Below are 22,541 nucleotides of genomic sequence, written 5' to 3' on the forward strand. Positions count from 1 at the left end.
GACGATTTCTACCCAGTTGCTAAATGGATTTCTGCCGAATTTTAATAAAAGCGCATTCAAGATATTTCTCTATTTGCGATTCTCCTGTCGTTGCGTAATGTCACTGTGGTGCGTTAGTATGCGGAAACAACGAGGAGGTGGCGATGTCGGAACCATTTATTTCCGAAATCAGAATTATGTCTTTCATATTCGCGCCAAAGGGCTGGGCGCTCTGCAATGGACAGTTGCTGCCCATCAATCAGAACCAAGCGCTGTTTTCGCTGCTAGGCACCACCTTCGGCGGCGACGGCCGGGTGAATTTCGCGCTGCCCGACTATCGCGGGCGCGTGCCGATTCATGTCGGCGGCGGGCACACGCTGGGCGAGCGCGGCGGCGAACAGGTGCACACGCTTTCGATCGCGGAATTGCCGTTTCATAGTCATGTCGAGCAGGCCACCACCGCCAGTGCCGATGTGCCGGTGCCCACGGGCAATCTGCTGGCAACCGTCGCCAACACCTATACGCCGCCCGGGAACGTCACGGCGATGGATCCCGGTACGCTGGCCTCCGTCGGCAACAACCAGGCGCATTTGAACATGCAGCCATTTCTGACCCTGAGCTTCTGCATCGCTTTGCAGGGCATCTTCCCGTCGCCGAATTGAGGGAGCGCAGCCATGGGACAACCCTTCGTTGGCGAAATTCGCATGTTTGCCGGCAATTTTGCGATAGCCGGCTGGATGTTCTGCGAAGGGCAGCTGCTGCCCATCTCGGAGAACGAGACGCTTTTCCAACTGATCGGTACCACCTATGGCGGCGATGGCCAGAGCACATTCGCGCTGCCCGACCTGCGCGGCCGCCTTCCGATCCATCAAAGCGCCGATTTCATTCTTTCCCAAACTGGTGGCGCGGAAGAAGTCACGCTTACGCCCCAGCAGATGCCATCGCACACGCATCCGTTCCTTGCTTCGCTAAACAATGCCGGGGCAAGCACCCCGGCCGGCAACATGACCGGGCAGGTCGGCGCGTCACAAATCTATCGTGAGGCACCGGCGGCTGCGGCGATGTCCCCGCAGACGGCCGGGCAGACCGGCGGTAGCCAGCCGCATACGAACTTCCAGCCGTATCTCTGCGTCAATTTTATCATTTCGCTTTTCGGCATTTTTCCGTCGCCGACCTGAGAGGACATCATGGCTGACCCATTCGTCGCCGAAATCCGAATCTTTCCCTTCAATTTCGCGCCCAGCGGCTGGGCTTGGTGCGATGGCCAGCTCCTACCGCTGTCGCAGAACACCGCGCTGTTCTCGTTGCTCGGCACCACTTATGGCGGCGACGGCAAGTCCAACTTTGCCTTGCCCGATCTGCAAGGCCGCGCACCGATGCACCCAGGGCAAGGACCTGGGCTTTCGCTGCACGATCTCGGCGAGACGGGCGGTTCGCAGACAGTGTCGCTGCTGATATCGGAGATGCCGCAGCACGGGCACAATTTGATGGCCAACGTCAATCCCGCCAATCTGGCGGCGCCAAGTCCCGCACGATCTTTCGCGCGGACGGCTCCCGGGCAGTCCTACTCGGCGACGGCCACTTTGACGCCGCTCAGCGATCAGGCGGTGCGGCCGATCGGCGGCGACCAGCCGCACAACAATATGCAGCCCTATCTCACCTGCTATTTCTGCATCGCGCTGCAAGGCATTTTCCCACCAAGAGGCTGACCGAGCCAACAGGGCAGGACCGATATCATGGCCAAGAACGCAGAACCGAAGTCGAAGGCCCCCGCGGCGAAGACGCCGGCGCGGAAAGCGCCCTCCAGGGCCAGGGCTCGCCCGGCGCCGTCCAGCCCCCCACCCATTTACCAGCACAAGCCGGCCGGCGCGTCATTCTTCGAACTGTCTCGGCTGATGGTGGTGGGCATCGATTCCGCCAAGGGGCAGTTGATCCAGAAGGCGCAGCTTTCGCCGAACGGGCCATGGCCTTCGGCCTGGTCGTTCATCGCGCCCGGCGCCTGGGTGATCATGACGGCGGGGCTGACCAGGGACGGCCGCGTCGCGGTGGTCGCGCAGCCATCGGGAACCACCAACCTGTCCTTCATCACCGAGGACGCCAACCAGATCGGCCCGGTCGAGAAATGGACCGCGCCGATGAGCATCGGCACGCCGCCCGGCGCGACCAGCTACCAGAAGCTTTCGATGGCGCGCGATGCCGATGGCCGCATCGAAGTCTTCGTCACCGACAATCAGGGCCGCATCTGGTGGATCTACCAGAATCCGGACCAGATCGTGCAGGTGCAGAAAACCATCACGCCACCGGGCACGACGACGCCGATCGTCGTCACCGTCGAGGTGCCGGCGCCGCCGGCCAAACCGTGGAGCGACTGGATCCAGATCCCCGGCGGGCTTGTGACGGTTTCGGCGATACGCCAGGGTGACGGCCGCATCGCGCTGTTCGGCATCAATTCGAACCTGCATCTCTATCGCTGCCAGCAGGCGAAGGCGCGGGCCTTGAGGGCCGCCGACTGGACGGGTTGGGTGCAGATCGACACGACCCAGACAGGTGGCTTCATCGAGATGGCGCCGGTGATCGGCCCGCTCGGCGCCACCAATCTGTTCGCCCTGACCCAGAGCGGCCAGGTGCTGCATACGCGCCAGATGCCCGCCGGATCGGATACGTGGACGCAGTGGGCGACACCTGGCTACTCCAGGGCGTCCAACCTGGCGCTTGCCGCCGGCATCCAGGGCGACGGCGATATCGTGCTGGTCGCCGCCGACCAGCATTTCCTCCAATTCAACGCGCAATGGGATGCCTACACCCAGAACTGGTCGGGATGGCGCGATTTCGGCGCATCCCTTCGCTCGACGCGCCTGACGCTCAACTACAATGCCGATGGCCGGCTTGCTCTGTTCAGCCTGGCGCGCATGCCGGACGGCACCAACGGGCTGTGGACGATCAACCAGATGGGCATCGACAGTTCCGAATGGGAGTATAACTGGACGTCGCTGACCGACAACAATCTCAAGCAGATCGTCGTCGTGCGCGACCTGACGCCGCCGGTCTGACGGTTGATTTCCGGTCGCGTGGCAGAAACGAAACAGGCACGTCCGGTATGGTCGCGCTCCGACAAGGCCGGGCTCCGCTTTCGTGCGGCAATGGACGCGGACATGCCGTTCCTGTCGCGGCTCTACGCCTCGACGCGCATGGATGAACTCGCCGTGACGGCGTGGAGCGACGCGCAGAAGGCCGAATTCCTCAGCATGCAGTTCCAGGCGCAGCACGCGCATTACCAAAAACACTATCCCGAGGCCGACTGGCTGGTGGTGGAACGAGCGGGGAAAGACATCGGCCGGCTCTACATCGAGCGCTGGCCAAGCCAGCACCGTATCATCGACATTGCCTTCCTGCCGGAGCATCGCCACAAGGGCTACGGCACCGCACTGCTGCGCGATCTCATCGACCAGGCATGGTTAGCCGGCAAATCAGTATCGATCCACGTCGAGAAGCACAATCCGGCCAGGTGGCTCTATGTCAGGCTCGGTTTTGCGGTGGTCGAGGACAAGGGTGTATACGATTTGATGGCGTGTGCGGCGCCGAGCGGCGGGGCGGGGTGAGACGATGGCTGTCCCGCTGGCGTCAAGGTTTCGCGCCGCAGCGCAAGCGTCGCCTCAAAAAGCAAACGTCGCCTAGTTGAACACCGCTTCGTACAGCCGCCCGGCCGCATCGGCGGCGACCGGCACGATGAAGATCTCGTGGCTGCCGCTTTCCCCGGTGAAAAGGTAGGTCGCCTGCGGCAGCGCGATGTCGCGCGGGCCTCTGAACAGCAGCGAGAAACCGCCACCTGGGCGCGGGCTGGCGGCGATGGGTTTGACCGCGCTCAGTTCGAGCGGGATCTGCTTGCCCCCGGCTTCGATGGTGAAGGTTTGTCCCTGCTCGAAATCCGACACCGACGCCATCCCGTTTGCCTCAATCTGTGCGCTGGAGCGGTTCAGCGTTCGGATCCGATCCAGCTTTTTGTTTCTCCGCAATTGCCAGGGGAAAACCGCTGCACACTTTTCCCGGAATTGCTCCAGCGGCGGCACTGTCGCCGCTTCGCCGTAAGCTGTCCAGAGGCAGGCAGACTGCCGGGCCGGGCGCCCTAAGACAATTCGTCGCCGCAATCCCAAAATACAGCACCGCCTGTCCTTTTATGCGCGCAAGAGACGCTGTAGTACTTTGTTCCTGCGCGGGATTCCTTTCGATCCAAGATCAGCGCAAACAAAGCATAGATCCCGGCTTCGGGACCATTGGCAGCCTGACGGGCGTGCGGGAGACGGATGATGGCGGATGCAAAGACGGACGTGCCGGGCGATGCGCTGCCGCTGTTCTATTCGAGGCCCGAGGCGCTCAATCCGGCGCGGCACGGCTCGCTTGGCCTGACCGCGCGCAGTGACTTCGGCTTCGCCCGCTCGGCGCACGCCATTCCGGTGGTCGCGTCGGAAATGCCGGCGGCGATGCGCTCCTACCCGATCGTCTTCATCGGCCCGGCCAAGTCGCCGGTGATCATCACCGGCGTGCGCCAGAACGAGAACCTGTTCGTCGATGCCGACGGCAAATGGACCGGGCCCCACTACATCCCCGCCTATGTCCGCCGCTTCCCCTTCATCCTGGCCGAAGACCCGACATCGGCCGGCCGGCTGACGCTGTGCGTCGAACGGTCCAGCGACCGTGTCGTCGACCAGCTGCTGGCGCCGTTGCGCGACGACAAGATCCTGCCGTTCTTCACCGGCAACGAGCCGACCGAAGCGACCAGACAGGCGCTCGCCTTCTGCAACCAGTTCCAGATCGACTTCCGAGCCACCCGCGAGATGGTCGAAAAGATCGACGCGCACGGCCTTTTTGCGCCGCGCCAGAGCAAGGTGACGCTGGAGGGCGGCGAGGTGCTCAATCTCACCGACTTCCAGGTGATCGACGAGCCGGCCTTCAACCAATTGAGCGACGAGGCGTTTCTCGACCTGCGCAAATCAGGCGCGCTCGGCCTGCTCTATTGCCACCTCGCCTCGACCAACAGCTGGACCTCGCTGGTGCATCAGGCATCGCTGCGGAAGGCGGATGGGGCGAAGGGCTGACTGTGAAAAGCTTGCGCAACCGATCGTCTGGGCGGACAGGCGGCTAGGCAGCAACCCTTCTGTCGTGCCGCCCTTCCCTGATCTCCTCGGCGAGCTTGTCGCAGAACGCGTCGAGATCGCCGGGATTGCGACTGCTGACGAGCCCCTGGTCGGTGACGACTTCGGTGTCCTCCCACAGACCGCCGGCGTTGATCACATCGGTCTTGATCGATTTGTAAGACGTGACCCGGCGACCCCTTACGATGCCGGTCTCGGCGAGAAGCCAGGGCGCATGGCAGATCGCGCCGACGACCTTCTTGGCCGACCAGAACGATTCGATGAAGTCCAGGGCCTTTCGCTCGACGCGCAGCAGATCCGGATTGATAACCCCGCCGGGCAGGACGATCGCGTCATAGTCGTCCGACCGCGCCTCATCCAACGTCTTGTCGACGGGAATCTCCCGACCCCAGTCCTTGAGGTCCCAGCCTTTGATCTTGCCGCTTGCGAGCGACACGACATCGACCTCGGCGCCCGCCTCGCGTAATTTTTTGAGCGGAACTTCAAGCTCGGATTGTTCGAACCCGTTTGTCGCAAGGATAGCGACGCGCTTACCGGAAATATCCTGCATTGGTTTTTCTCCATCGCTAGGTGATGGAGGGCTAACGAGGCGAGGCGGGAAGCGTTCCTGGCTGTAATTTTATGTGACATGAGAGGCGGATGGACGAAGCGCAGTTCGGCCCAAGCTCCCAGTTCGACAATGTCCAAAAACGAAAAAGCCGCGGCGGACCGCGGCTTTTCGATGCTTGATTTCCTAAGAGGAAATTGGAGCGGGTGAAGCGATTCGAACGCTCGACCCCAACCTTGGCAAGGTTGTGCTCTACCCCTGAGCTACACCCGCTCGCACGGCGTCTTGGCCGCAAGCCGGGCCTATATGGCTGAAGAGCGCGGCGATTGCAACAGGGAAATCGCAGGCTTTTTTACGACCCGGCAAGCGAGGCCGGCAAGCCGCCGGCGGGCGCGCGAGTGGCGGGCGGCGGGGGCGCCGCCGCAAAGGGCGGGTGCCGCTCACCGTGATCTCGCATGACGGTCTTGTGTCGGCTGCCCCATTGGCCGTAAACGGCATGGGCTCACAAACGGGACGAAGACGAAACCGATGCCGAAGACCGAAGCCGAACTTTTTGCCTTTCTTGCCGAGCTGGGCATTGCTGCCTCGACCAAGCGCCATCCACCGCTCTATACCGTCGCCGATTCACGGGCGCTGCGCGGCGAGATCGCCGGCGGGCACACGAAAAACCTGTTCCTGAAGGACAAGAAGGACAATTTCTTTCTGGTGACCGTGGGCGAGGACGCGGTCGTCGACCTGAAGCAGATCCACCAGGTGATCGGCGCCGCCAGCCGGGTTTCTTTCGGCAAACCGGAGATGCTGATGGAGCTGCTCGGCGTCACGCCGGGCGCCGTCACGGTCTTTGGCATCATCAACGACACGGCAAACAGGGTCAAGCTCGTGCTCGACAAGGATTTGATGGAGCATGCGGTGATCAATGGGCATCCGCTGACCAATGAGGCGACGACATCGATCGCAGCGGGCGACCTGATCAGATTCGTCGAGGCAACCGGGCACGATGCTGCTATCTTGAAAGTCTCCGCGTGATCGCCACATGGATGGCTTAAAACCGATGGTCTGAAGCATAGGGCGCCTGGCTGCCGGCCGGCGGCGCCACGGAAGGGTAAAGAGATGAGCGACAACAATCCGTTCGGCGGCCCCTTTGGCGGCAATGGCGGCCAGTACACCACCTCGGTGCAGTATGGTGGAACCGCGCCGGCGCCGGCGAAAGTCGCGCTTGGCGATACGCCCGCCGCTCCCGCCGATGTGATCAAGGACACGACGACGGCTGCCTTTGCCGCCGATGTCATCCAGGAATCGCGCCGCCAGCCGGTGCTGGTCGATTTCTGGGCGCCCTGGTGCGGACCTTGCAAGCAACTGACGCCGCAGCTGGAGAAGGCGGTCAAGGCCGCCGGCGGCAGGGTCAAGCTGGTCAAGATGAACATCGACGACCATCCGTCGATCGCCGGCCAGCTCGGCATCCAGTCGATCCCGGCGGTCATCGCCTTCAAGGACGGCCAGCCGGTCGATGGCTTCATGGGTGCCATCCCGGAGAGCCAGATCAACGAATTCATCACCAAGGTCGGCGGCAAGGGCAATGGCGCGCCGCCGGTGGCCGAAGCTCTGGCAGCGGCGACCGAGGCGCGCGACGCCGGCGACATGCAGACCGCGGCCGACATTTATGACGCCATCCTGGCGCAGGCGCCGGAGACGATCGAGGCGATCGCCGGACTGGGAGAGCTGCTGTTCGAGGCCGGCGACACGGAAGGCGCCGAGGCGCTTTTGGCAACAGCCCCGGAGGCCAAGAAGGATGCGCCGCCACTGGCAGCCCTGCGCGCCAGGATGGCGGTTGCGGCGCAGGCGGCGGCTCTCGGCAATCCAGCCGAATTCGAGCGGCGCCTTGCGGAAAATCCCGGAGATCACCAGGCGCGTTTCGATCTGGCCATGATCCAGAACGCCAACGGCGACCGTACGGCCGCCGCCGACAATCTGCTGGCCATCATCAAGGCCGACCGGGCCTGGAACGAGGATGGCGCCAGGACGCAATTGCTGCAGCTGTTCGAGGCCTGGGGCATGACCGACGAGGCGACGCTGGCCGCGCGCCGCAAATTGTCGGCGCTGCTGTTTTCCTGAGCCGGCTGCCGGTTGTTTTGCCGCACGGGCTTGGCGTCGGCGATGATTGCGCCAGATTAGGGCCAAGAACTCACGCGCTTCTTGATGGCGCGATCGGAGGAACGAGGTGCAAGCGGGAAACGCGCATTACCGGCTCGCCAAGGATTTGCCGTCGACGATCCCTATCTTTCCGCTCGAGGGGGCGCTTTTGCTGCCGGGAGGCCGCATGCCGCTCAACATCTTCGAGCCGCGCTATCTGCAGATGGTGGACGAGGCGATCGCCGGCTCGCGGCTCATCGGCGTCATCCAGCCCAGTCTCGACGGCGCCTTGCGCGACGACGGTGAGCCGGAACTCTGCAATGTCGGTTGCGCCGGGCGCATCATCGCCTTTTCCGAGAGCGGCGACGGCCGTTACCTGATTTCGCTGCAGGGCGTGTGCCGGTTCCGCATCGCCCACGAATTGACGGTCAAGACGCCGTTTCGCCAGTGCAAGCCCTCGCCTTTCCTTGCCGATCTCGATGAGGACCAGGCGGGCAACGAGATCGACCGGCCATCGCTGCTCAAGGCATTTCGCGCCTATCTGCAGGCCAACGACCTCGAGGCCGACTGGGAAAGCGTCAGCCGGGCCGAAAATGCCATGCTGGTCAATGCGTTGTCGATGATGGCGCCCTACGGGCCAGCCGAGAAACAGGCGCTGCTCGAAGCGGCGGATTTGAAGACCCGGGCCGAGACGCTGATCGCCATCACCGAAATGGCGCTGGCGCGCGAGAATGAGGATTTTGGGTCGAGTTTGCAGTAAGAGGGCGCGATGGCGGACGGACGTGACGGGAAGAAGGTCGACCCCAAGCTGCTGGAGTTGCTGGCCTGCCCACTGACCAAGGGGCCGCTGGCCTGGGATCCGGAGCGCGGCGAACTGATTTCCAGGGTCGCCAAGATTGCCTATCCGGTGCGTGACGGCATCCCGATCATGCTGCCTTCCGAGGCGCGGACGCTTTCGGTGGAGGATGTGCTGGCCCCGCCACCTCCGCGTCTGGGTGGGCCGGGCTGAGGGGCACGTTTCTTGTACCCAATAGGCCGGCAGGACAGAGGGGGGCGCGAAGGATCGCCGACGTCCGCTTTCGTTCCGTTCTTGGCATGGCCTTGCCTACTGAAAATTCCGCCCCTTGGGCATGACCTGTTCCGCTTCTTCCGACAGCGTTGCGAGATCCTGCCGGATCGGCGCGCTTTGTTTGGCGGGGCTGGAGCGATCCGAACCGTCCTTGGCGAGGTCTCTCGGAGGAACCGCTGGTGCAGCCTCGCTGACCTTCTCCAGAAGCACGGTCAGCCAGGGCGTCAGATCCTCGATCTTCCCGGCAACGATGTGGACCACACCCGATTCCGACTGCAATTTCCCGGTGACCTTGACGAACCGGGCCCCCATGACGATAGGCCGATAGCGGTCGAAGGTTCTTTGCCAGAAGATGATGTTGGCCACCGCCTTGTCGTCCTCCAGCGTCAGGAAGATCGCATTGCCCTTGCCGGGGCGCTGCCGCACCAGCACGAGGCCGGCGACCGAGACGCGCCTGCCGTCGCGCACGGAAGGAAGATTCGCATTCGGGATGACGCCGGCGCGGTCGAGCCGCTCGCGCAGGAAGGCGACCGGATGCGCCTTCAGCGACAGGCCGAGCGCGCGGTAATCGTGGATGACATGCTCGCCGAGCGGCATTTTCGGCAGCCTCGTCTCCGGTTCCAGCTCGCGCAGGCGAAGCGCCGGCTGGTCGAACAGCGGCAGCCTTTCGGCGGCGCTCTTGCCGTCGAGCGCGCGCACCGCCCACAGGGCTTCGCGACGGTCAAGACCGAGCGAGCGAAAGGCATCGGCCTGCGCCAGTTTTTCGATCTCGCCGACATCGAGGCCGGAGCGCAGCCAGACATCCCTGACGGATACATAGCCTGAGCCGCGCCGCTCGACGAAAGCCTCCATGCGCTCCTTCGACAGGCCCTTGATCTGCCTGAAGCCGAGCCGGACGGCATGCTTCGTCTCGATGACGCCGCGCATTTCGGCATGGCGTGGCAGGATGCGGGCCGGATCGAATGGCGCCTTTTCCAACGTACAATCCCACACCGAAAAATTGACGTCGACGTCGCGGATGTCGACGCCATGGTCGCTTGCGTCGCGCACGAGTTGGGCCGGCTGGTAAAACCCCATCGGCTGCGAATTCAGGATCGCGGCGCAGAACACGTCGGGATAGAAGGTCTTGAACCAGCAGGAGGCATAGACAAGCAGGGCGAAGGAAGCGGCATGGCTTTCGGGAAAGCCATATTCGCCAAAACCCTCGATCTGCTTGAAGCAGCGTTCGGCGAAATCCTTCGTGTAGCCCTTGCCGACCATGCCATTGATCATACGGTCGCGGTAATTGCCGATGGTGCCGGTGCGCTTGAAGGTGGCCATGGCGCGGCGCAGTTCATCGGCCTCGCCCGGTTTGAAACCGCCGGCGACGATGGCGATATTCATCGCCTGTTCCTGGAACAGCGGTACGCCAAGCGTTTTCTTGAGGATCGCTTCCAGCTCCGGTTTTTGATACTCGGGTTTTTCCTTGCCTTGCCGGCGGCGCAGATAGGGATGGACCATATCGCCCTGGATCGGGCCCGGCCGAACGATCGCCACCTCGATGACGAGATCATAAAAGGTTTTCGGCTGGAGGCGCGGCAGCATCGACATCTGCGCCCGCGATTCGATCTGGAAGACGCCGAGCGTGTCGGCGCGGCAGATCATCTTGTAGACCTGCCTGTCCTCCGGCGGCAGGGTGGCCAACACATAGGGCTGCCCATACTCATCCCGCGCATTAGGATAGTGATCCGTGAGCAAGGTGAAGGCGCGTTGCAGGCAGGTCAGCATGCCGAGCGCCAGCACGTCGACTTTCAAGATCTTCACCGCGTCGAGATCGTCCTTGTCCCATTCGACCATCTTGCGCTCGTCCATCGCCGTCTTGACGATAGGCACAATCTCGTCGAGCCGGTCCCTGGTGATGACGAAGCCGCCGACATGCTGGGAGAGATGGCGGGGGAAGCCCATGATCTCATTGGCACGCTCCATCACGTGCCTCGACACCGGGTCGGTGCGGTCGAGGCCGCCGGCGCGGGTTTCCTTCTCGCCAAGCTCCGATGTCGACCAACCCCAGATCGAGCCGGAAAGCGATGCCCTGACATCCTCGGACAGGCCCATCGCCTTCGACACTTCGCGCAGCGCCGACCGGCCGCGATAGCTGATGACGGCGGCGGCAAGTGCCGTGCGCTTGCCGCTGTATTTCTCGTAGATGTACTGGATTACGGTTTCGCGCTTTTCGTGCTCGAAATCGACGTCGATATCCGGCGGCTCGTTTCTCTCCTCGGAAATGAAGCGCTCGAAGAGCGAATCGATTTTTTCCGGCCCCACTTCGGTGATGCCGATGCAGAAGCAGACGACCGAATTGGCGGCTGATCCACGTCCCTGGCAGAGAATATCCTTGCTGCGCGCGAACTTGACGATGTCGTAGACAGTCAGGAAATAGCGGGCATAGTTGAGGCGTTCGATCAAAGCGAGCTCTTCCTCGATGCGCTTGGTCACGGAATCCGGCACACCAGCCGGATAGCGGTTCGCCGCTCCCTCCCGAGCCAGTCGCGCCAGCTCAGCCTGTGGACCAAGACCCGATTCCGTCGGCTCGTCGGGGTAGTTGTACTGGAGGTCGCCAAGCGAAAAAGTCAGCTCTTGCGCAAACCGCAGCGTCTCGGCCAGCGCCTGCGGATGCCGGCGGAACAGGCGGCCCATCTCCATCGGCGGCTTCAGATGGCGCTCGGCATTGGCGGAGAGTTGCAGCCCGACCTCGGCAACGGGCGTGTTGAGGCGGATCGCGGTCAGCACGTCCTGCAACGGGCGTCGTTCGGCGGTGTGATAAAGAACGTCGTTGGTCGCCATCAGCGGAATGCCGGCGCTCTCGGCAAGTGCTGCCGCCTGCTCGATGCGGAAACGGTCATTGCCGGCGTAATCGGGCGAAACGCCAAGCCGCAGGTTCCTGCCGAAACGGCCCTTGAGCTCACCAAGCAAGGCAAGACTGTCTTGCGCCCCCGTCGACAGACCGGGCAGGACCGCCAGCGACATCAGGTCACCCCATTCGAGCAGGTCGCCGCGCTGGAGAAGGGTGGCGCCTTTTTCGTTCTCGTCGCGCAGATTGGCTTGCGTCAGCATGCGGCAGAGGTGCCCCCAGCCCTTGCGGTCCTGGGGATAGGCGAGGATGTCCGGCGTGCCGTCGTCAAAAACCAGCCGGCAGCCGGGGTGATAGGAGAGTTTTTCGACCTTGGCCTGCTGCCAGGCGCGCACCACGCCGGCCACCGTGTTGCGGTCGGCAAGTCCGATCGCCGAGAAGCCCAGGAGCTTGGCCGCGACCACCAGCTCCTCCGGCTTGGAGGCGCCGCGCAGGAAGGAGAAATTCGACTGGATGCCGAACTCGGCATAGGGAATGACCGTCAGCGCGTTCATGCGAAGACTCCATGCAGGAACCAGCGCGGCGGGACTTGCGAGGCGCCGCCGTAGAGGCCTTGCCGGTAGAGCCAGTAGCGGCGGCCGTCGGCATCCTCGATGCGGAAATAGTCGCGCGTCGATGCCGCCTCGTCGCTTGGCGCTTCCCGCCACCATTCGGCGGCGATGCGTTCCGGCCCTTCGGCGCGCTTGACCCGGTAGAGCGCGCGCCGCCAGCGGAAGTTCAGCGGCGGTCCTTCCGGCATTTCGGTGGCCGGCACATCGATGGGTTCGGGCGAGCGGAACAGCCGGATCGGTCGTTCCGGCGGAAATATGGTTTTTGGTGCCTGCAGCCTGTCCGGCTTCTTCGGCGGCGTGGTCCGGCACGGCGCGTCGGTGAAGGGGATGGTGGCGACGGCACGCTCCGGCAGATGGCTTTCGACCGCGACCGGCCGGAGAACCGCGCCATCGCCGAGCCGGGCGCGGATGCGGTCGGCGAACAGCGCGATATCGGCGCCGTCGTCGGTCACCTCGCCGGCAAGATCGGCCTGCTGCATGTCGAAGGTGGCTGATGCCAACACCGAGAGCCGCACCAGATCGAAACCATAGCCGGCATCGATATCCTGTTCGAGCGCGGCCAGCCTTTCATGGAACAGTTTCTGGATCAGCATGGGTTCGCGCATCGGCCGCGAGGTACCGAGCGCGATGCGGCTGACGGCGCCGTCGACGCGAAAGAGCAGCAGCGCCAGCGTCCGGGCGCCCTCGCCGCGGCGCTCGAGGTCGGTCTTCAAGGTCGCCGCCAGCATGCCCACCAGCCGTTCGATGTCCTCGGTCAGGGTGACGGGTTCGGCGAGGTGGCGTTCGACCGAAAGCGGCGCGACGGGCAGGCGCGGCGACACCGCCTCGTCGAGCCGGCCAAGCGCCTGGTCGAGGCGCAGGAGCAGCAGGGCGCCGAAGCGGCGGGCGAGCGGCGCGCGCGGTGCCGCCATGACGGCGCCCGCCGTGCGCAGGCCCACACTTTCCAGGCTGGTGCGGGTCGAAGGTTCTATGCGCAGCGCGGCCAGCGGCAGGGGCGCCAGCAGCGCCTCCTCCTCGCCTGACACAACGATGCGGTCGCCGCAAAAGCGTGCCGCCGCCCAGGCTGCACCCGGCGTCGCGGCAAGCCCGGCGCGGACATCGAAACCCTGATGGAAGAAGCGCGACAGGATGTCGTCCAGCATGGCGCGCTCGCCGCCGAACAGATGGGTGCAGCCGGTGACGTCGAGAAACAGGCCGTCTGCCCCGTCCAGCGCCACCAGCGGGGTGTAGCGGTCGCACCAGTCGGCGAGGCCTTCGAGCAGGCGGCGATCGGCTTCCGGATCGGCCTCGACGACGTCGATCGACGGATGCATGGCGCGCGCATCGGCGATGCCCATGTCGCGCTTCAGGTGCAGCGCCTCAGCCCGCTCGTCGAGGGCCGAGATGCGCTGTGCGTTGCGGTCGCGATGGCTGATCACGAGCGGCGGGTGAGAGGGGTGATCCGACGGCCGGGAACGCCAGGACCGCCCCAGACGCTGGCGCAGGATCCTTTCCGCCGCCAGATAGGGAAACCATAGGGACAGGATTCTTTGGCCGGTTTCTTTCCCCACCTGCTCCTTCGTCGCCCGCTCTTTCGTCGAATGCGCGTTCATCGGGGTTCCACTCCAGTGTGAATTGTCCAGGCAGGGCCGTGCGGCTCTTGCCGATGGTGAGGGTGAAGGCGGGGCGGCCGATCGAGCCGGCCAGCGGCCCGGCGATGGTGTCGCGCGGCACCGCCGGCGCCGAGGCGACGATGAGGCGGACGGGTGCCGCCGTCGGTTCGGGCCCAGCCGCCTGCCGCAGCAGGAACACCGGCCGGCCGGCCGCTTGCGCCCTTGCATGCAGCCGGCGTGTCGCGGTCAGGTCAAGCCGCTGCGGATTGCCGCGGATTTCCAGGATGACGGCGGCGAGCGCCGTCATCCGGGCCGCCTCCTCGGCGACCCACAGCGCATCGACGAGCCTTGGCGCCTCGGAAAACAGCAATTGCTCCGGCTCGATGCCGAACGAGGCGTGAAGCCCCCTGGCATAGGGAAAGCCGGCCTCGCGAAAAATCTCCGATGTGCCGATCCACAGCACCGGCAGCCCCGGCGTTTGCTTGAGGATCAGGCTGGTGAGCGACAAAGCGAAGCCGGCGACGGCCCCGGCATCGCGGGTTTCAAGCCCATGGATTTCGCTCAGGGCGGCCTTCGGCAGCCCGCCGCTCAGGGCGGCATCGAGGCGCCCGACGCCGATAGGCAGGAACGCATCCGGCAACGCCGCGGCAATGCCACGCCGGACGATTGTGAGATCAGTGTTGACGTCAGCATCAAAGGGTGCGGCTGCCGGCGCAGCCAAGCGCTCGGGCAGCGTTCCCTCGATTTTCGCGATCTGGCGGCGCAGGGCAAAAACAGTCTCCCGCGCCACGGCGGTCATCGCCATGACGGTCAGCTTCCACTCACAATTGTTCCTGTTATGTTCTTATAGATTCCAGAGCGCATCCCAAGAGTCAAGCAGAGTCATGGGGAATTTATTCCTCTCTGTAGGGATGGCGCAGGCGCATCGGCCCGTTCATTTGCCGATTCCGGTGCGAAAGCCTATATGCCGGGATCAAAGGACAAAGCATGGCCCGCATCTACAAGACCCGCACCTGGCACGACGAACTCTCGCCCTCGATGGACGAAATGGAGTTCCTGGCGCTGGAGGCGTACGCCCATCTGCCGGAGGATTTTCGCAAACTGACCGGCGAGATCGTCATCCAGATCGCCGAGTTCCCGACCGACGAAATCATGGACGATCTGTCGCTGGAAACGCCATTCGACCTGCTCGGCCTGTTCGAGGGACGCGGCATCGCCGAGCGCTGGAACCCGCAGACCGGCGAAGGCCCGAACCGCATCACGCTCTACCGCCGCGCCATCCTCGATTACTGGTCCGAGAACGAAGAGACGCTGGGCGACATCGTCACCCACGTGCTGATCCACGAGATCGGCCACCATTTCGGCCTGTCGGACGAAGATATGGAGAAGATCGAAGAGGCGGCGGAGTAGGGTGCGCTGATATTCGGGTGATGCCGGCCTGCAAATGATGGCTTCCTGCGCTTCCCCGCTCTACCGCGTCGCGGTAGAACTGTGCTCACGTACCCAAAAGTACGCTCCGCTCCGGTTCTCGGAAACCACCATTTTCGACTCGGCCTGACCTGAATCTCAACACACCCTGCGTCGGAGCTTTTCAAATCTACCAGTCACTCAGCTTGGTATCGGGCCCGTATTCCTGACCGTCGATATCCTTGACCACGGCCTGGCCGCAACGCATCGCTTTGGCCTTCTTGTCGTAGGCATAGGTCGGCGAGCCGAACAGATGCCAGCCCTTGTTCAGCGCCGCTGTCACCTTGTGGCAGAAGCTGGCATCGTCCGGAGCGGACAGAAAGCGGTAGAGTTTCATTGTTCAATTCCTGTCGTGAGTAGCTGTAGCCCGCTCGCATCCATCGAGCATTTATGACCCGATGGCGGCTGCCTTCGCCAGCAGTTTTTCGGCCTGCGCCAGGTGCAGCCGTTCGACCATCCTGCCGTTCAGCGCGATCACACCCTTGCCGGCATTCTCGGCGAGCGCGAAGGCTTCCTTCACCGAGCGTGCCTCGGCCACCGCTTCCGTGGACGGCACGAAGGCGCGGTTCGCGGCTTCGATCTGGGCCGGGTGGATGAGGCTCTTGCCGTCGAACCCCATGGCCGCGGCTTCCGCGCATTCATGGGCGAAGGCGTCGAGGTCGCGAAAATCGTTGGAGACGCCGTCGAGCATGTCGATGCCGCCGGCGCGTGCGGCCAGCACCATCTGCATCAGCCATGGCACGAGATAGCGCCTGTCAGGCGTCGCCAGAATGCCGGTCTCCTTGACCAGATCATTCGTTCCGGCAACGAAACAATTGAGCCGCGAGGCCGGATCGCGGCCAAGTTCGGCGATGGCGCCGATGTTGAGCAGCGCCTTGGGCGTCTCGATCATCGCCCATAGTTTCACGCTGTCGGGGGTAAAATTGTCGTCAAGCACGTCGCCGGCCTCGAGCAGGTCGCGCGGCGTGTCGACCTTGGGCAGAAGGATGCCGTCGGGTTCGCAGCTTGCGGCAGCCAGCAGGTCGTCGGCGCCCCATTCGCCTGATATCGCATTGATGCGCACGATCATCTCGCAGCGTCTCTCGGAATGGCCGGCGAAAATGCCGGCCAGTTTTTCGCGGGCGGCGATCTTGTCGGCCGGAGCGACGGCGTCTTCCAGGTCGATGATGATGGCATCGCAGGCAAGCTGCGCGATCTTGGCCAAGGCCTTGTCGCTGGAGGCCGGGATGTAGAGCACGGAGCGGCGCGGACGGTAGGTTTCCATGGCTGATCTATGCCGCTTGTGGGCGGGTGAGGCAAGTCGGGGCATGAAGCTGCCAATCTCCCCCACGAGGGGGGAGATCGGCAGCGTTTACCCCTGCACGAAAACTGCACGGGCCTGCGGAAAACCTCCTCCGATCCGCCCTGCCCTTTCCCCGCCTGCTTGCGAGACAAGCGGCATGCACAAGCGAGCAAAGCCCCGTTGGTCCCTGCCTCACCGACTGCGTAGCGAGGGCTGGTGGCTGGCCGATCCGCCGCGCGCGTGTCCCGTCGCAACCCTCATTCCCTTTGTCCGCAAAAGCCCGCCAACGGTTCGGCTGGAAGCCATCAGGAAAGCCAGGTCATGACAGCGTTGTTCTCCGCCGCGCCGAGCTATTGCAGCCGTTTCGGTGTCGCCATCCTGCTGGCAGCGCTCGCGGATTTTCTGTTCTATGGCCAGCCCGCCGGGATCACGGTTTTCCTGTTCGCCCTGCTGATTGCCGCGGCGGTCGTCGCTGTGCACCCGGCCGCCTTCAACGACGGCCGGGTCTGGCTCAAGCCCATCGCCTTGCTTGTCCCGCTGCTGCCGCTGGCTGAAAACGTCAGCACCCTGTCGGTCTCGATCGCGCTGGCGGCGCTGACCGTCTTCGCGCTTTCGTTGAGCGGCCGGCTGCGGCACAGCATCGCCCGCATTGCCGGGCAGATCGTGCTGTTCGGGCTGGCGGCGCCGTTCCGCTTCGTCATTGATTTCATCCGCTGGCGCAGGACGGCGCGGCGGTTCGGTGGGCGTCGCATCCGGCTGGCGGCGATCGCCGTCTGGGTGATGCCGCTGACGCTGGGCGCGGTCTTCCTGGCGCTGTTCGGTGCCGCCAATCCGGTCATCGACTATTGGCTGTCGCTGATCGATCTCGTGAGGCTGCTCGATCTTATCCAGCTGGCGCGGATTGCCTTCTGGCTGTTCGTGCTCGCCGCTGTCTGGGCTTTTCTGCGACCGCGCCTGCCGCGCCTGGTTCGCCGCATCCCGCGCGCGTTGCCGGCGGTCAGCGCTCAAGCCGGCAAAACCGCCACCACCATCGAAGACATCCTGTTCGGCAAGGCCGCCATCCTGCGCGCCCTGATCGTCTTCAACATCCTGTTTGCGCTGCAGACGGCGCTCGACGCCGCCTATCTGTGGGGCGGGGCAGCGCTTCCCGATGGGCTGAGCTACGCCTCCTACGCGCATCGTGGCGCCTATCCCTTGATCGTCACGGCACTGCTTGCCGCCGGCTTCGTGCTGGCAGCGCTGCGACCCGGCAGCGAAACCTCGGCCGATCCGCTGATCCGCCGGCTGGTGTATGCCTGGGTGGCGCAGAACATCATGCTGGTCATCTCGTCGATCCTGCGGCTCGACCTCTATGTCGGCATCTATGCATTGACCTACTGGCGCGTCGCCGCCTTTGTCTGGATGGGGCTGGTGGCAGCAGGCCTTGCCCTGATCATTGCCCGCATCGCGCTTAGAAAATCCAACGAATGGCTGCTGTCCGCCAATCTTCTGACGTTATCCCTGACGCTTTATGCCGGCTGTTTCATCAATTTCGCAGCAACGATCGCCAACTACAATGTCGACCATTCCCTCGAAATGACCGGCCAGGGCATTCCCCTAGACGCCTGGTATCTTCACTCGCTCGGTCCGGGTGCGTTTCCCGCGCTCGATCGCTTCCTCGAGCACCAGGGCAAGACGACAGCCGCCGGCACTGTCCGCGAACTGGCCGGCGTGCGCGGCAGCGACGAAATCTGGTATCGAACCATCCAGCAGAACTGGCGGGCCTGGAGCTTTCGCGACTGGCGGCTGCTTCGATATCTCGACACCAAGGAGCCGTTCGTGATTCCCTCCGCTATCGAACCTTCCATGCCGGGCCGCTGATCCATGCCGCATCACATCCTCGTCGCCGACGATGACCCGCACATCCGCGAGGTGATCTGCTTTGCCTTGGAGAAGGCCGGCATGAAAACGACAGGGGTGGCCGACGGTGCCGCCGCCTTGCAGGCAATCGGCCGCCGGGCACCGGACCTCGTCGTGCTCGATATCGGCATGCCGGAAATGGACGGGCTGGAGGTCTGCCGGCGGCTGCGGCATATATCCGATGTGCCGGTGCTGTTCCTCTCTGCGCGCGACGAGGAGATCGACCGCATTCTCGGGCTCGAAATGGGCGGCGACGACTATGTGACGAAACCATTCAGCCCGCGCGAGCTGGTTGCCCGCGTCAACGTCATCCTGCGGCGCGCCCGCCCGGCGGCGCCCGAACCGGCCGACGACAGGCAGTTTTCGCATGGCAAACTGGCTCTGGCGCCGGCCAGCCATACCGCCAGCTTCGACGGCAAGCCGTTATCGTTGACAGGAATAGAGTTCTCGATCCTGAAGGGGTTCCTGGCGCGGCCGGCGCATGTGCTCGACCGCGACGCGGTGACGGCCAGCGCCTATGCCGCAAACATCCACGTCGCCGGCCGCACCGTCGACAGCCACATCCGCAACATCCGCGCCAAACTGGCAGCTGTGGGTTGCCCAAATGTCATCGAGACGGTGCATGGCGTCGGCTTCCGGCTTGGCCGATGCGGCTGACGGCCTCCAGCAAATGGATCGGCCGCAAATGGCGGCCACGGCTTGCCACGGTCGTCGTCGCCATCCTGATCATGGTGATGGCCTTGCCACTGGTCGGCCTGTTCTTCTTCCGCCTCTACGAGAACCAGCTGATCCGCCAGACCGAGGCGGAGCTGATCGCGCAAGGCGCTGCCATCGCCGCCATCTATGCGCGGGATGTACGTGACGCCGGCATCCCACCGGAAAAGCTCGGTGCGCCGATGCCGGAGCCAAGTGGGGATTCAAGCCGCAGCGTCAATCCGGACCCGCTCTACAGGCCAATCGAACCGCAGCTCGATCTTGCCTCGGATTATGTCCTGCCGACCCGGCCGGCGGCGATGCCGGCGATCGTCGATCCCGCCTTCGCGGTGATCGGCGCGCGCCTGTCCGGCATCCTCGACGCCACCCAGAAAACCACGTTGGCCGGCTTCCGGCTGCTCGACCCCCGGGGCGTCGTCATTGCCGGGCGCGGCGAGGTCGGCCAGTCGCTCAGTGCGGTCGAAGAGGTGCGCACAGCACTTGCCGGCCACTATGCCAGCGCGCTCAGGCTGCGCATTCCCGACCAGCCGACGCCACCGCTCTATTCGGTCAGCCGCGGCACCAAGGTGCGTGTCTTCGTCGCTCTGCCGGTCGCTGTCGACGGCCAGGTCGCCGGCGTCGTCTATGTGTCGCGGACGCCCAACAACATCATCAAGCATCTCTATGGCGAACGTGGCAAGGTGACGTTGGCGGCGATCGCCATTCTCGGCGGCACGCTGCTCATCGGTCTCATCTTCCTGCGCACCGTCAGCCGGCCGATCTATGCGCTGATCGACCGCACCGAGCGCATCGCCGCCGGCGACCGCACGGCGATCCGGCCGCTCGACCACCACGGCACGCGAGAGATGGCGGAGCTGTCCGCCGCCTTCCTCGACATGGCCGAGAAGCTTCAGGCGCGCTCGGACTCGGTCCAGACTTTCGCCACACATGTCTCGCATGAGCTCAAATCGCCGCTGACGGCGATCCAGGGCGCGGCCGAATTGCTGCGCGATTCCGGTGGCGCGATGGACGATGCGGAGCGGCGGCGTTTCTCCAACAATATCGTCACCGATGCGGGGCGGCTCAATCTGCTGGTGCGGCGCCTGCTCGACCTGGCACGCGCCGAAAACCTGGCGCCGAGCGGCGAAAGCACATCGCTCGGTGCGGCGCTGGCGCTGCTGCCCGTCGACAACAGGCTCGCGGTTAGCGTCGGGGCGGGCGGCGACATCAGATTGCGCATATCGGCCGAGAACGCGGCTATCGTGCTGGCCAATCTCATCGACAATTCGGCCAGGCATGGCGCGACGCAGGTTTCTGTCTCCGCTACGAGCGCCGGCGGCAAGGCGAGGATCCTGGTCAGCGACGACGGTGCGGGCATTTCGCCGAGCAACCGGGTGCGCATTTTCGAGCCGTTCTTCACCACGCGGCGCGAACAGGGCGGCACCGGCATGGGGCTTGGCATCGTGCTGGCCCTCCTGAAAGCGCATGATGGTATGATCGCGCTGGTTGACAGCGAGCGCGGCACGCGCTTCGAGGTCATTCTGCCGGTGGCGTGAAGGACACTATCGGCCGGATCGGAGAGAACATGCGCTACGACATCGTCATCATCGGCGGAGCCATCGTCGGCTCCTCGGTCGCCTATTACCTGCTTGAGCAAGGGTTTTCCGGCACGATCGCGCTGATCGAGCGTGATCCGCAATTCGCGCATGCGGCAACGACGCTGTCCATGGCCTCGATCCGCCAGCAATTCTCGATCCCGGAAAACATCCGCCTGTCGCAGTTCACGCTGAAGCTGTTCCGGCGGTTGAAGGAAGAGTTCGGGGATGACGCCGATATCGGCTTTCGCGAGGGCGGCTACCTCATCCTTGCCGGCGAGGACGGCTTGCCGATCCTGAGGAGCAATCACCAGGCGCAGATCGCGGAGGGCGCCGACATTGTGCTGGAGGACGCGGATCAGCTGGTGCGCCGGTTCCCATGGCTGTCGACCGAGGGCATTTCAGCCGGCGCCTATGGCCGCAGCGGCGAAGGCTGGTTCGACGCGCATGCGATGCTGACGCTGTTCCGCAAGGCGCTGCGGCAGAAGAAAGTCGATTTCATCACCGCCGATGTCACCGGCATCGCGCGCGATGGCAACCGCGTCACGGGAGTGAGCCTGGGCAATGGCGAGACGCTGGAGGCTGGCATCGTCGTCAACGCCGCCGGCCCGAACGCCGGCAAGGTGGCTGCCATGGCCGGGCTTCATCTGCCGGTCGAGCCGCGCAAGCGCAATGTCTTCGTCTTCGAGGCACGCGAGAAATATGCCGACATGCCGCTGCTGGTCGATCCCTCCGGCATCTATGTCCGTCCGGAAGGCTCGGTCTACCTCACCGGCGGCGCCGAACCGGAGGAAGGCGACTGCGCACCCGATCCCGGCGACTTCGAGGTAAACTGGCCACTGTTCGAAGAGGTGATCTGGCCGGTGCTGGCGACCCGTATTCCCGCCTTCGAGGCGATCAAGCCGACCCGTGCCTGGGCCGGCCACTACGACTACAACACGCTCGACCAGAACGCGGTGATCGGTCCGCATCCCGACGTCGGCAATTTCCTGTTCGCCAACGGCTTTTCCGGCCACGGCCTGCAGCAGGCGCCAGCAGTGGGCAAAGCGCTGGCCGAACTGGTCGTGCACGGCGGTTATCGCACGGTGGATTGCTCGGCGTTCGGGTATGAGCGGGTGGCGGAGGGAAGGGCGTTCCGGGAATTGAATGTGATTTGAGCGGGCAAAGGGAAGGTTCTTTTTGACGCTGGCGCGAAGGATCGCTACGGTTGCGGAAGAGTATTTCGAGCGAGCCTTAACCCTTGCGGTCGAACCAGAAGGCGTCGGCCATGCGCTTCATGCCGATACGTTCGTAGAAGCCTACGGCATCGGGCATGGAGATCAGGCTGATGGCGACCGATGGTCCAAGCTGCCGGCGCGCCTCGTCCATCAGGCCCTTGCCGATGCCGAGCCCCTGTGCCGATCGGGAAACGGCGAGTTCGGAGATGTAGCAGACCCAGGAGAAGTCGGTGATCGCCCTGATGACGCCGATCAGCGGCTTGCCCTGAATATCAAGGCGCGCGGTCAGCACCAGATTGGCGCCCGACAGCATCGCCCGCAGCCGCGCTTCATCATCGATCGGCCGTGTCTCGCCGAGGCCGGATTCGACCAGCACGCGACGGAATTCGGCGATGTCGAGCGCGGATTCTCTTTCGTAGAGGACGTGTGCGTTTTCTGCCATGGCCGCCAGATTGCACCATCGGGCTGGCTTGTGCCACC

23 protein-coding genes and 1 tRNA gene are annotated in these 22,541 nt (G+C 64.2%); 15 read left to right on the forward strand and 9 right to left on the reverse strand.

The features are described from left to right. The first annotated feature begins 143 nt into the window (after positions 1-143). From RPF88_RS23080 to RPF88_RS23100, 5 genes are read left to right on the forward strand one after another with little or no spacing between them, the layout of a single operon-like run. Positions 144-641: a phage tail protein gene (locus RPF88_RS23080; protein WP_064992654.1), complete on the forward strand. Its 498-nt coding sequence runs from the start codon at positions 144-146 to the stop codon at positions 639-641. A 12-nt stretch (positions 642-653) separates the two neighbouring features. After that, a complete protein-coding gene (locus tag RPF88_RS23085) occupies positions 654-1,157 on the forward strand; it encodes a phage tail protein (RefSeq protein WP_224618988.1) in 504 nt (167 codons plus the stop codon). Between the two features lie 9 nt (positions 1,158-1,166). Beyond that, positions 1,167-1,688 carry a phage tail protein gene (locus tag RPF88_RS23090; protein ID WP_064992652.1) on the forward strand — a complete coding sequence of 174 codons (522 nt, stop codon included), beginning with the start codon at positions 1,167-1,169 and terminating at the stop codon, positions 1,686-1,688. A gap of 27 nt (positions 1,689-1,715) precedes the next feature. Beyond that, positions 1,716-3,029 (forward strand): hypothetical protein, encoded by a 1,314-nt coding sequence (locus tag RPF88_RS23095; protein WP_337123276.1) that lies wholly within the window; start codon positions 1,716-1,718, stop codon positions 3,027-3,029. Between the two features lie 18 nt (positions 3,030-3,047). After that, on the forward strand, positions 3,048-3,578 hold the full coding sequence (locus RPF88_RS23100) for a GNAT family N-acetyltransferase (RefSeq protein WP_337123277.1): 531 nt from the start codon (positions 3,048-3,050) through the stop codon (positions 3,576-3,578). Between the two features lie 72 nt (positions 3,579-3,650). On the opposite strand, the gene RPF88_RS23105 is transcribed toward RPF88_RS23100, so the two are convergent. Beyond that, positions 3,651-4,046 (reverse strand): DUF6916 family protein, encoded by a 396-nt coding sequence (locus RPF88_RS23105; protein WP_275953398.1) that lies wholly within the window; start codon positions 4,044-4,046, stop codon positions 3,651-3,653. A 237-nt stretch (positions 4,047-4,283) separates the two neighbouring features. Here RPF88_RS23105 and RPF88_RS23110 point away from each other — a divergent pair, with 237 nt between their 5' ends. Continuing rightward, entirely contained in the window at positions 4,284-5,072 is a 789-nt protein-coding gene (locus tag RPF88_RS23110; RefSeq protein WP_337123278.1) for a SapC family protein, read from the forward strand. 43 nt (positions 5,073-5,115) lie between these two features. Here the strand turns inward: RPF88_RS23110 and RPF88_RS23115 are convergent, their stop codons facing one another. Next, positions 5,116-5,679, reverse strand: coding sequence for a type 1 glutamine amidotransferase domain-containing protein (locus tag RPF88_RS23115; RefSeq protein WP_337123279.1), 564 nt, complete (start codon positions 5,677-5,679; stop codon positions 5,116-5,118). Positions 5,680-5,874: 195 nt separating this feature from the next. Next, a tRNA-Gly gene (locus tag RPF88_RS23120) sits at positions 5,875-5,949 on the reverse strand. 255 nt (positions 5,950-6,204) lie between these two features. On the opposite strand from RPF88_RS23120, the gene RPF88_RS23125 reads away from it, so the two are divergent. From RPF88_RS23125 to RPF88_RS23140, 4 genes are all read left to right on the forward strand, one after another. After that, entirely contained in the window at positions 6,205-6,702 is a 498-nt protein-coding gene (locus RPF88_RS23125; protein WP_337123280.1) for a prolyl-tRNA synthetase associated domain-containing protein, read from the forward strand. Positions 6,703-6,786: 84 nt separating this feature from the next. After that, on the forward strand, positions 6,787-7,788 hold the full coding sequence (gene trxA, locus RPF88_RS23130) for a thioredoxin (protein WP_027162862.1): 1,002 nt from the start codon (positions 6,787-6,789) through the stop codon (positions 7,786-7,788). A 106-nt stretch (positions 7,789-7,894) separates the two neighbouring features. Beyond that, positions 7,895-8,566: an LON peptidase substrate-binding domain-containing protein gene (locus tag RPF88_RS23135; RefSeq protein ID WP_013528774.1), complete on the forward strand. Its 672-nt coding sequence runs from the start codon at positions 7,895-7,897 to the stop codon at positions 8,564-8,566. 9 nt (positions 8,567-8,575) lie between these two features. Beyond that, entirely contained in the window at positions 8,576-8,815 is a 240-nt protein-coding gene (locus RPF88_RS23140; protein ID WP_013528775.1) for a Trm112 family protein, read from the forward strand. A gap of 96 nt (positions 8,816-8,911) precedes the next feature. On the opposite strand, the gene RPF88_RS23145 is transcribed toward RPF88_RS23140, so the two are convergent. The 3 genes from RPF88_RS23145 to RPF88_RS23155 are packed head-to-tail and all read right to left on the reverse strand — an operon-like array spanning position 8,912 to position 14,713. Beyond that, positions 8,912-12,259 (reverse strand): error-prone DNA polymerase, encoded by a 3,348-nt coding sequence (locus RPF88_RS23145; RefSeq protein ID WP_337123281.1) that lies wholly within the window; start codon positions 12,257-12,259, stop codon positions 8,912-8,914. Continuing rightward, positions 12,256-13,734: a DUF6504 family protein gene (locus tag RPF88_RS23150; protein WP_027162864.1), complete on the reverse strand. Its 1,479-nt coding sequence runs from the start codon at positions 13,732-13,734 to the stop codon at positions 12,256-12,258. Before RPF88_RS23150 ends, RPF88_RS23145 begins: the two co-directional genes overlap by 4 nt. Then, a complete protein-coding gene (locus RPF88_RS23155; RefSeq protein ID WP_027162865.1) occupies positions 13,676-14,713 on the reverse strand; it encodes an ImuA family protein in 1,038 nt (345 codons plus the stop codon). The genes RPF88_RS23150 and RPF88_RS23155 overlap by 59 nt, the downstream gene beginning before the upstream one ends. A gap of 182 nt (positions 14,714-14,895) precedes the next feature. On the opposite strand from RPF88_RS23155, the gene RPF88_RS23160 reads away from it, so the two are divergent. Then, positions 14,896-15,318 (forward strand): metallopeptidase family protein, encoded by a 423-nt coding sequence (locus RPF88_RS23160; protein ID WP_013528779.1) that lies wholly within the window; start codon positions 14,896-14,898, stop codon positions 15,316-15,318. 187 nt (positions 15,319-15,505) lie between these two features. On the opposite strand, the gene RPF88_RS23165 is transcribed toward RPF88_RS23160, so the two are convergent. Next, on the reverse strand, positions 15,506-15,712 hold the full coding sequence (locus RPF88_RS23165) for a DUF1737 domain-containing protein (RefSeq protein ID WP_013528780.1): 207 nt from the start codon (positions 15,710-15,712) through the stop codon (positions 15,506-15,508). A 51-nt stretch (positions 15,713-15,763) separates the two neighbouring features. Next, the gene (locus tag RPF88_RS23170; RefSeq protein ID WP_024504050.1) at positions 15,764-16,639 is read right to left on the reverse strand and encodes an HpcH/HpaI aldolase/citrate lyase family protein; all 876 of its coding nucleotides are present in this window, start codon (positions 16,637-16,639) and stop codon (positions 15,764-15,766) included. A gap of 339 nt (positions 16,640-16,978) precedes the next feature. Between RPF88_RS23170 and RPF88_RS23175 the strand changes: the two genes are divergently transcribed. From RPF88_RS23175 to RPF88_RS23190, 4 genes are read left to right on the forward strand one after another with little or no spacing between them, the layout of a single operon-like run. After that, entirely contained in the window at positions 16,979-18,517 is a 1,539-nt protein-coding gene (locus RPF88_RS23175; RefSeq protein WP_337123282.1) for a DUF4153 domain-containing protein, read from the forward strand. A 3-nt stretch (positions 18,518-18,520) separates the two neighbouring features. Further along, positions 18,521-19,213 carry a response regulator transcription factor gene (locus tag RPF88_RS23180; protein ID WP_024504048.1) on the forward strand — a complete coding sequence of 231 codons (693 nt, stop codon included), beginning with the start codon at positions 18,521-18,523 and terminating at the stop codon, positions 19,211-19,213. Continuing rightward, complete coding sequence (locus RPF88_RS23185) at positions 19,204-20,805, forward strand: ATP-binding protein (protein ID WP_027162867.1); 1,602 nt, start codon at positions 19,204-19,206, stop codon at positions 20,803-20,805. The genes RPF88_RS23180 and RPF88_RS23185 overlap by 10 nt, the downstream gene beginning before the upstream one ends. 29 nt (positions 20,806-20,834) lie before the next feature. Then, positions 20,835-22,001 carry an NAD(P)/FAD-dependent oxidoreductase gene (locus RPF88_RS23190; protein ID WP_027162868.1) on the forward strand — a complete coding sequence of 389 codons (1,167 nt, stop codon included), beginning with the start codon at positions 20,835-20,837 and terminating at the stop codon, positions 21,999-22,001. Positions 22,002-22,077: 76 nt separating this feature from the next. On the opposite strand, the gene RPF88_RS23195 is transcribed toward RPF88_RS23190, so the two are convergent. Beyond that, entirely contained in the window at positions 22,078-22,503 is a 426-nt protein-coding gene (locus tag RPF88_RS23195) for a GNAT family N-acetyltransferase (RefSeq protein ID WP_027162869.1), read from the reverse strand. Positions 22,504-22,541 lie beyond the last annotated feature (38 nt).

The sequence above is a fragment of the Mesorhizobium sp. ISC11 genome, assembly GCF_037162595.1.
GTDB classification, from domain to species: domain Bacteria; phylum Pseudomonadota; class Alphaproteobacteria; order Rhizobiales; family Rhizobiaceae; genus Mesorhizobium; species Mesorhizobium ciceri.

What these genes read in the sequence shown, in the direction of transcription:
- RPF88_RS23080 (WP_064992654.1), top strand. Translation starts at nt 144, where the DNA reads ATGTCGGAACCATTTATTTCCGAAATCAGAATTATGTCTTTCATATTC.
- RPF88_RS23085 (WP_224618988.1), top strand. Translation starts at nt 654, where the DNA reads ATGGGACAACCCTTCGTTGGCGAAATTCGCATGTTTGCCGGCAATTTT.
- RPF88_RS23090 (WP_064992652.1), top strand. Translation starts at nt 1,167, where the DNA reads ATGGCTGACCCATTCGTCGCCGAAATCCGAATCTTTCCCTTCAATTTC.
- RPF88_RS23095 (WP_337123276.1), top strand. Translation starts at nt 1,716, where the DNA reads ATGGCCAAGAACGCAGAACCGAAGTCGAAGGCCCCCGCGGCGAAGACG.
- RPF88_RS23110 (WP_337123278.1), top strand. Translation starts at nt 4,284, where the DNA reads ATGGCGGATGCAAAGACGGACGTGCCGGGCGATGCGCTGCCGCTGTTC.
- RPF88_RS23115 (WP_337123279.1), bottom strand. Translation starts at nt 5,679, where the DNA reads ATGCAGGATATTTCCGGTAAGCGCGTCGCTATCCTTGCGACAAACGGG.
- RPF88_RS23125 (WP_337123280.1), top strand. Translation starts at nt 6,205, where the DNA reads ATGCCGAAGACCGAAGCCGAACTTTTTGCCTTTCTTGCCGAGCTGGGC.
- trxA (WP_027162862.1), top strand. Translation starts at nt 6,787, where the DNA reads ATGAGCGACAACAATCCGTTCGGCGGCCCCTTTGGCGGCAATGGCGGC.
- RPF88_RS23140 (WP_013528775.1), top strand. Translation starts at nt 8,576, where the DNA reads ATGGCGGACGGACGTGACGGGAAGAAGGTCGACCCCAAGCTGCTGGAG.
- RPF88_RS23145 (WP_337123281.1), bottom strand. Translation starts at nt 12,259, where the DNA reads ATGAACGCGCTGACGGTCATTCCCTATGCCGAGTTCGGCATCCAGTCG.
- RPF88_RS23155 (WP_027162865.1), bottom strand. Translation starts at nt 14,713, where the DNA reads ATGGCGATGACCGCCGTGGCGCGGGAGACTGTTTTTGCCCTGCGCCGC.
- RPF88_RS23160 (WP_013528779.1), top strand. Translation starts at nt 14,896, where the DNA reads ATGGCCCGCATCTACAAGACCCGCACCTGGCACGACGAACTCTCGCCC.
- RPF88_RS23165 (WP_013528780.1), bottom strand. Translation starts at nt 15,712, where the DNA reads ATGAAACTCTACCGCTTTCTGTCCGCTCCGGACGATGCCAGCTTCTGC.
- RPF88_RS23170 (WP_024504050.1), bottom strand. Translation starts at nt 16,639, where the DNA reads ATGGAAACCTACCGTCCGCGCCGCTCCGTGCTCTACATCCCGGCCTCC.
- RPF88_RS23175 (WP_337123282.1), top strand. Translation starts at nt 16,979, where the DNA reads ATGACAGCGTTGTTCTCCGCCGCGCCGAGCTATTGCAGCCGTTTCGGT.
- RPF88_RS23180 (WP_024504048.1), top strand. Translation starts at nt 18,521, where the DNA reads ATGCCGCATCACATCCTCGTCGCCGACGATGACCCGCACATCCGCGAG.
- RPF88_RS23185 (WP_027162867.1), top strand. Translation starts at nt 19,204, where the DNA reads ATGCGGCTGACGGCCTCCAGCAAATGGATCGGCCGCAAATGGCGGCCA.
- RPF88_RS23190 (WP_027162868.1), top strand. Translation starts at nt 20,835, where the DNA reads ATGCGCTACGACATCGTCATCATCGGCGGAGCCATCGTCGGCTCCTCG.
- RPF88_RS23195 (WP_027162869.1), bottom strand. Translation starts at nt 22,503, where the DNA reads ATGGCAGAAAACGCACACGTCCTCTACGAAAGAGAATCCGCGCTCGAC.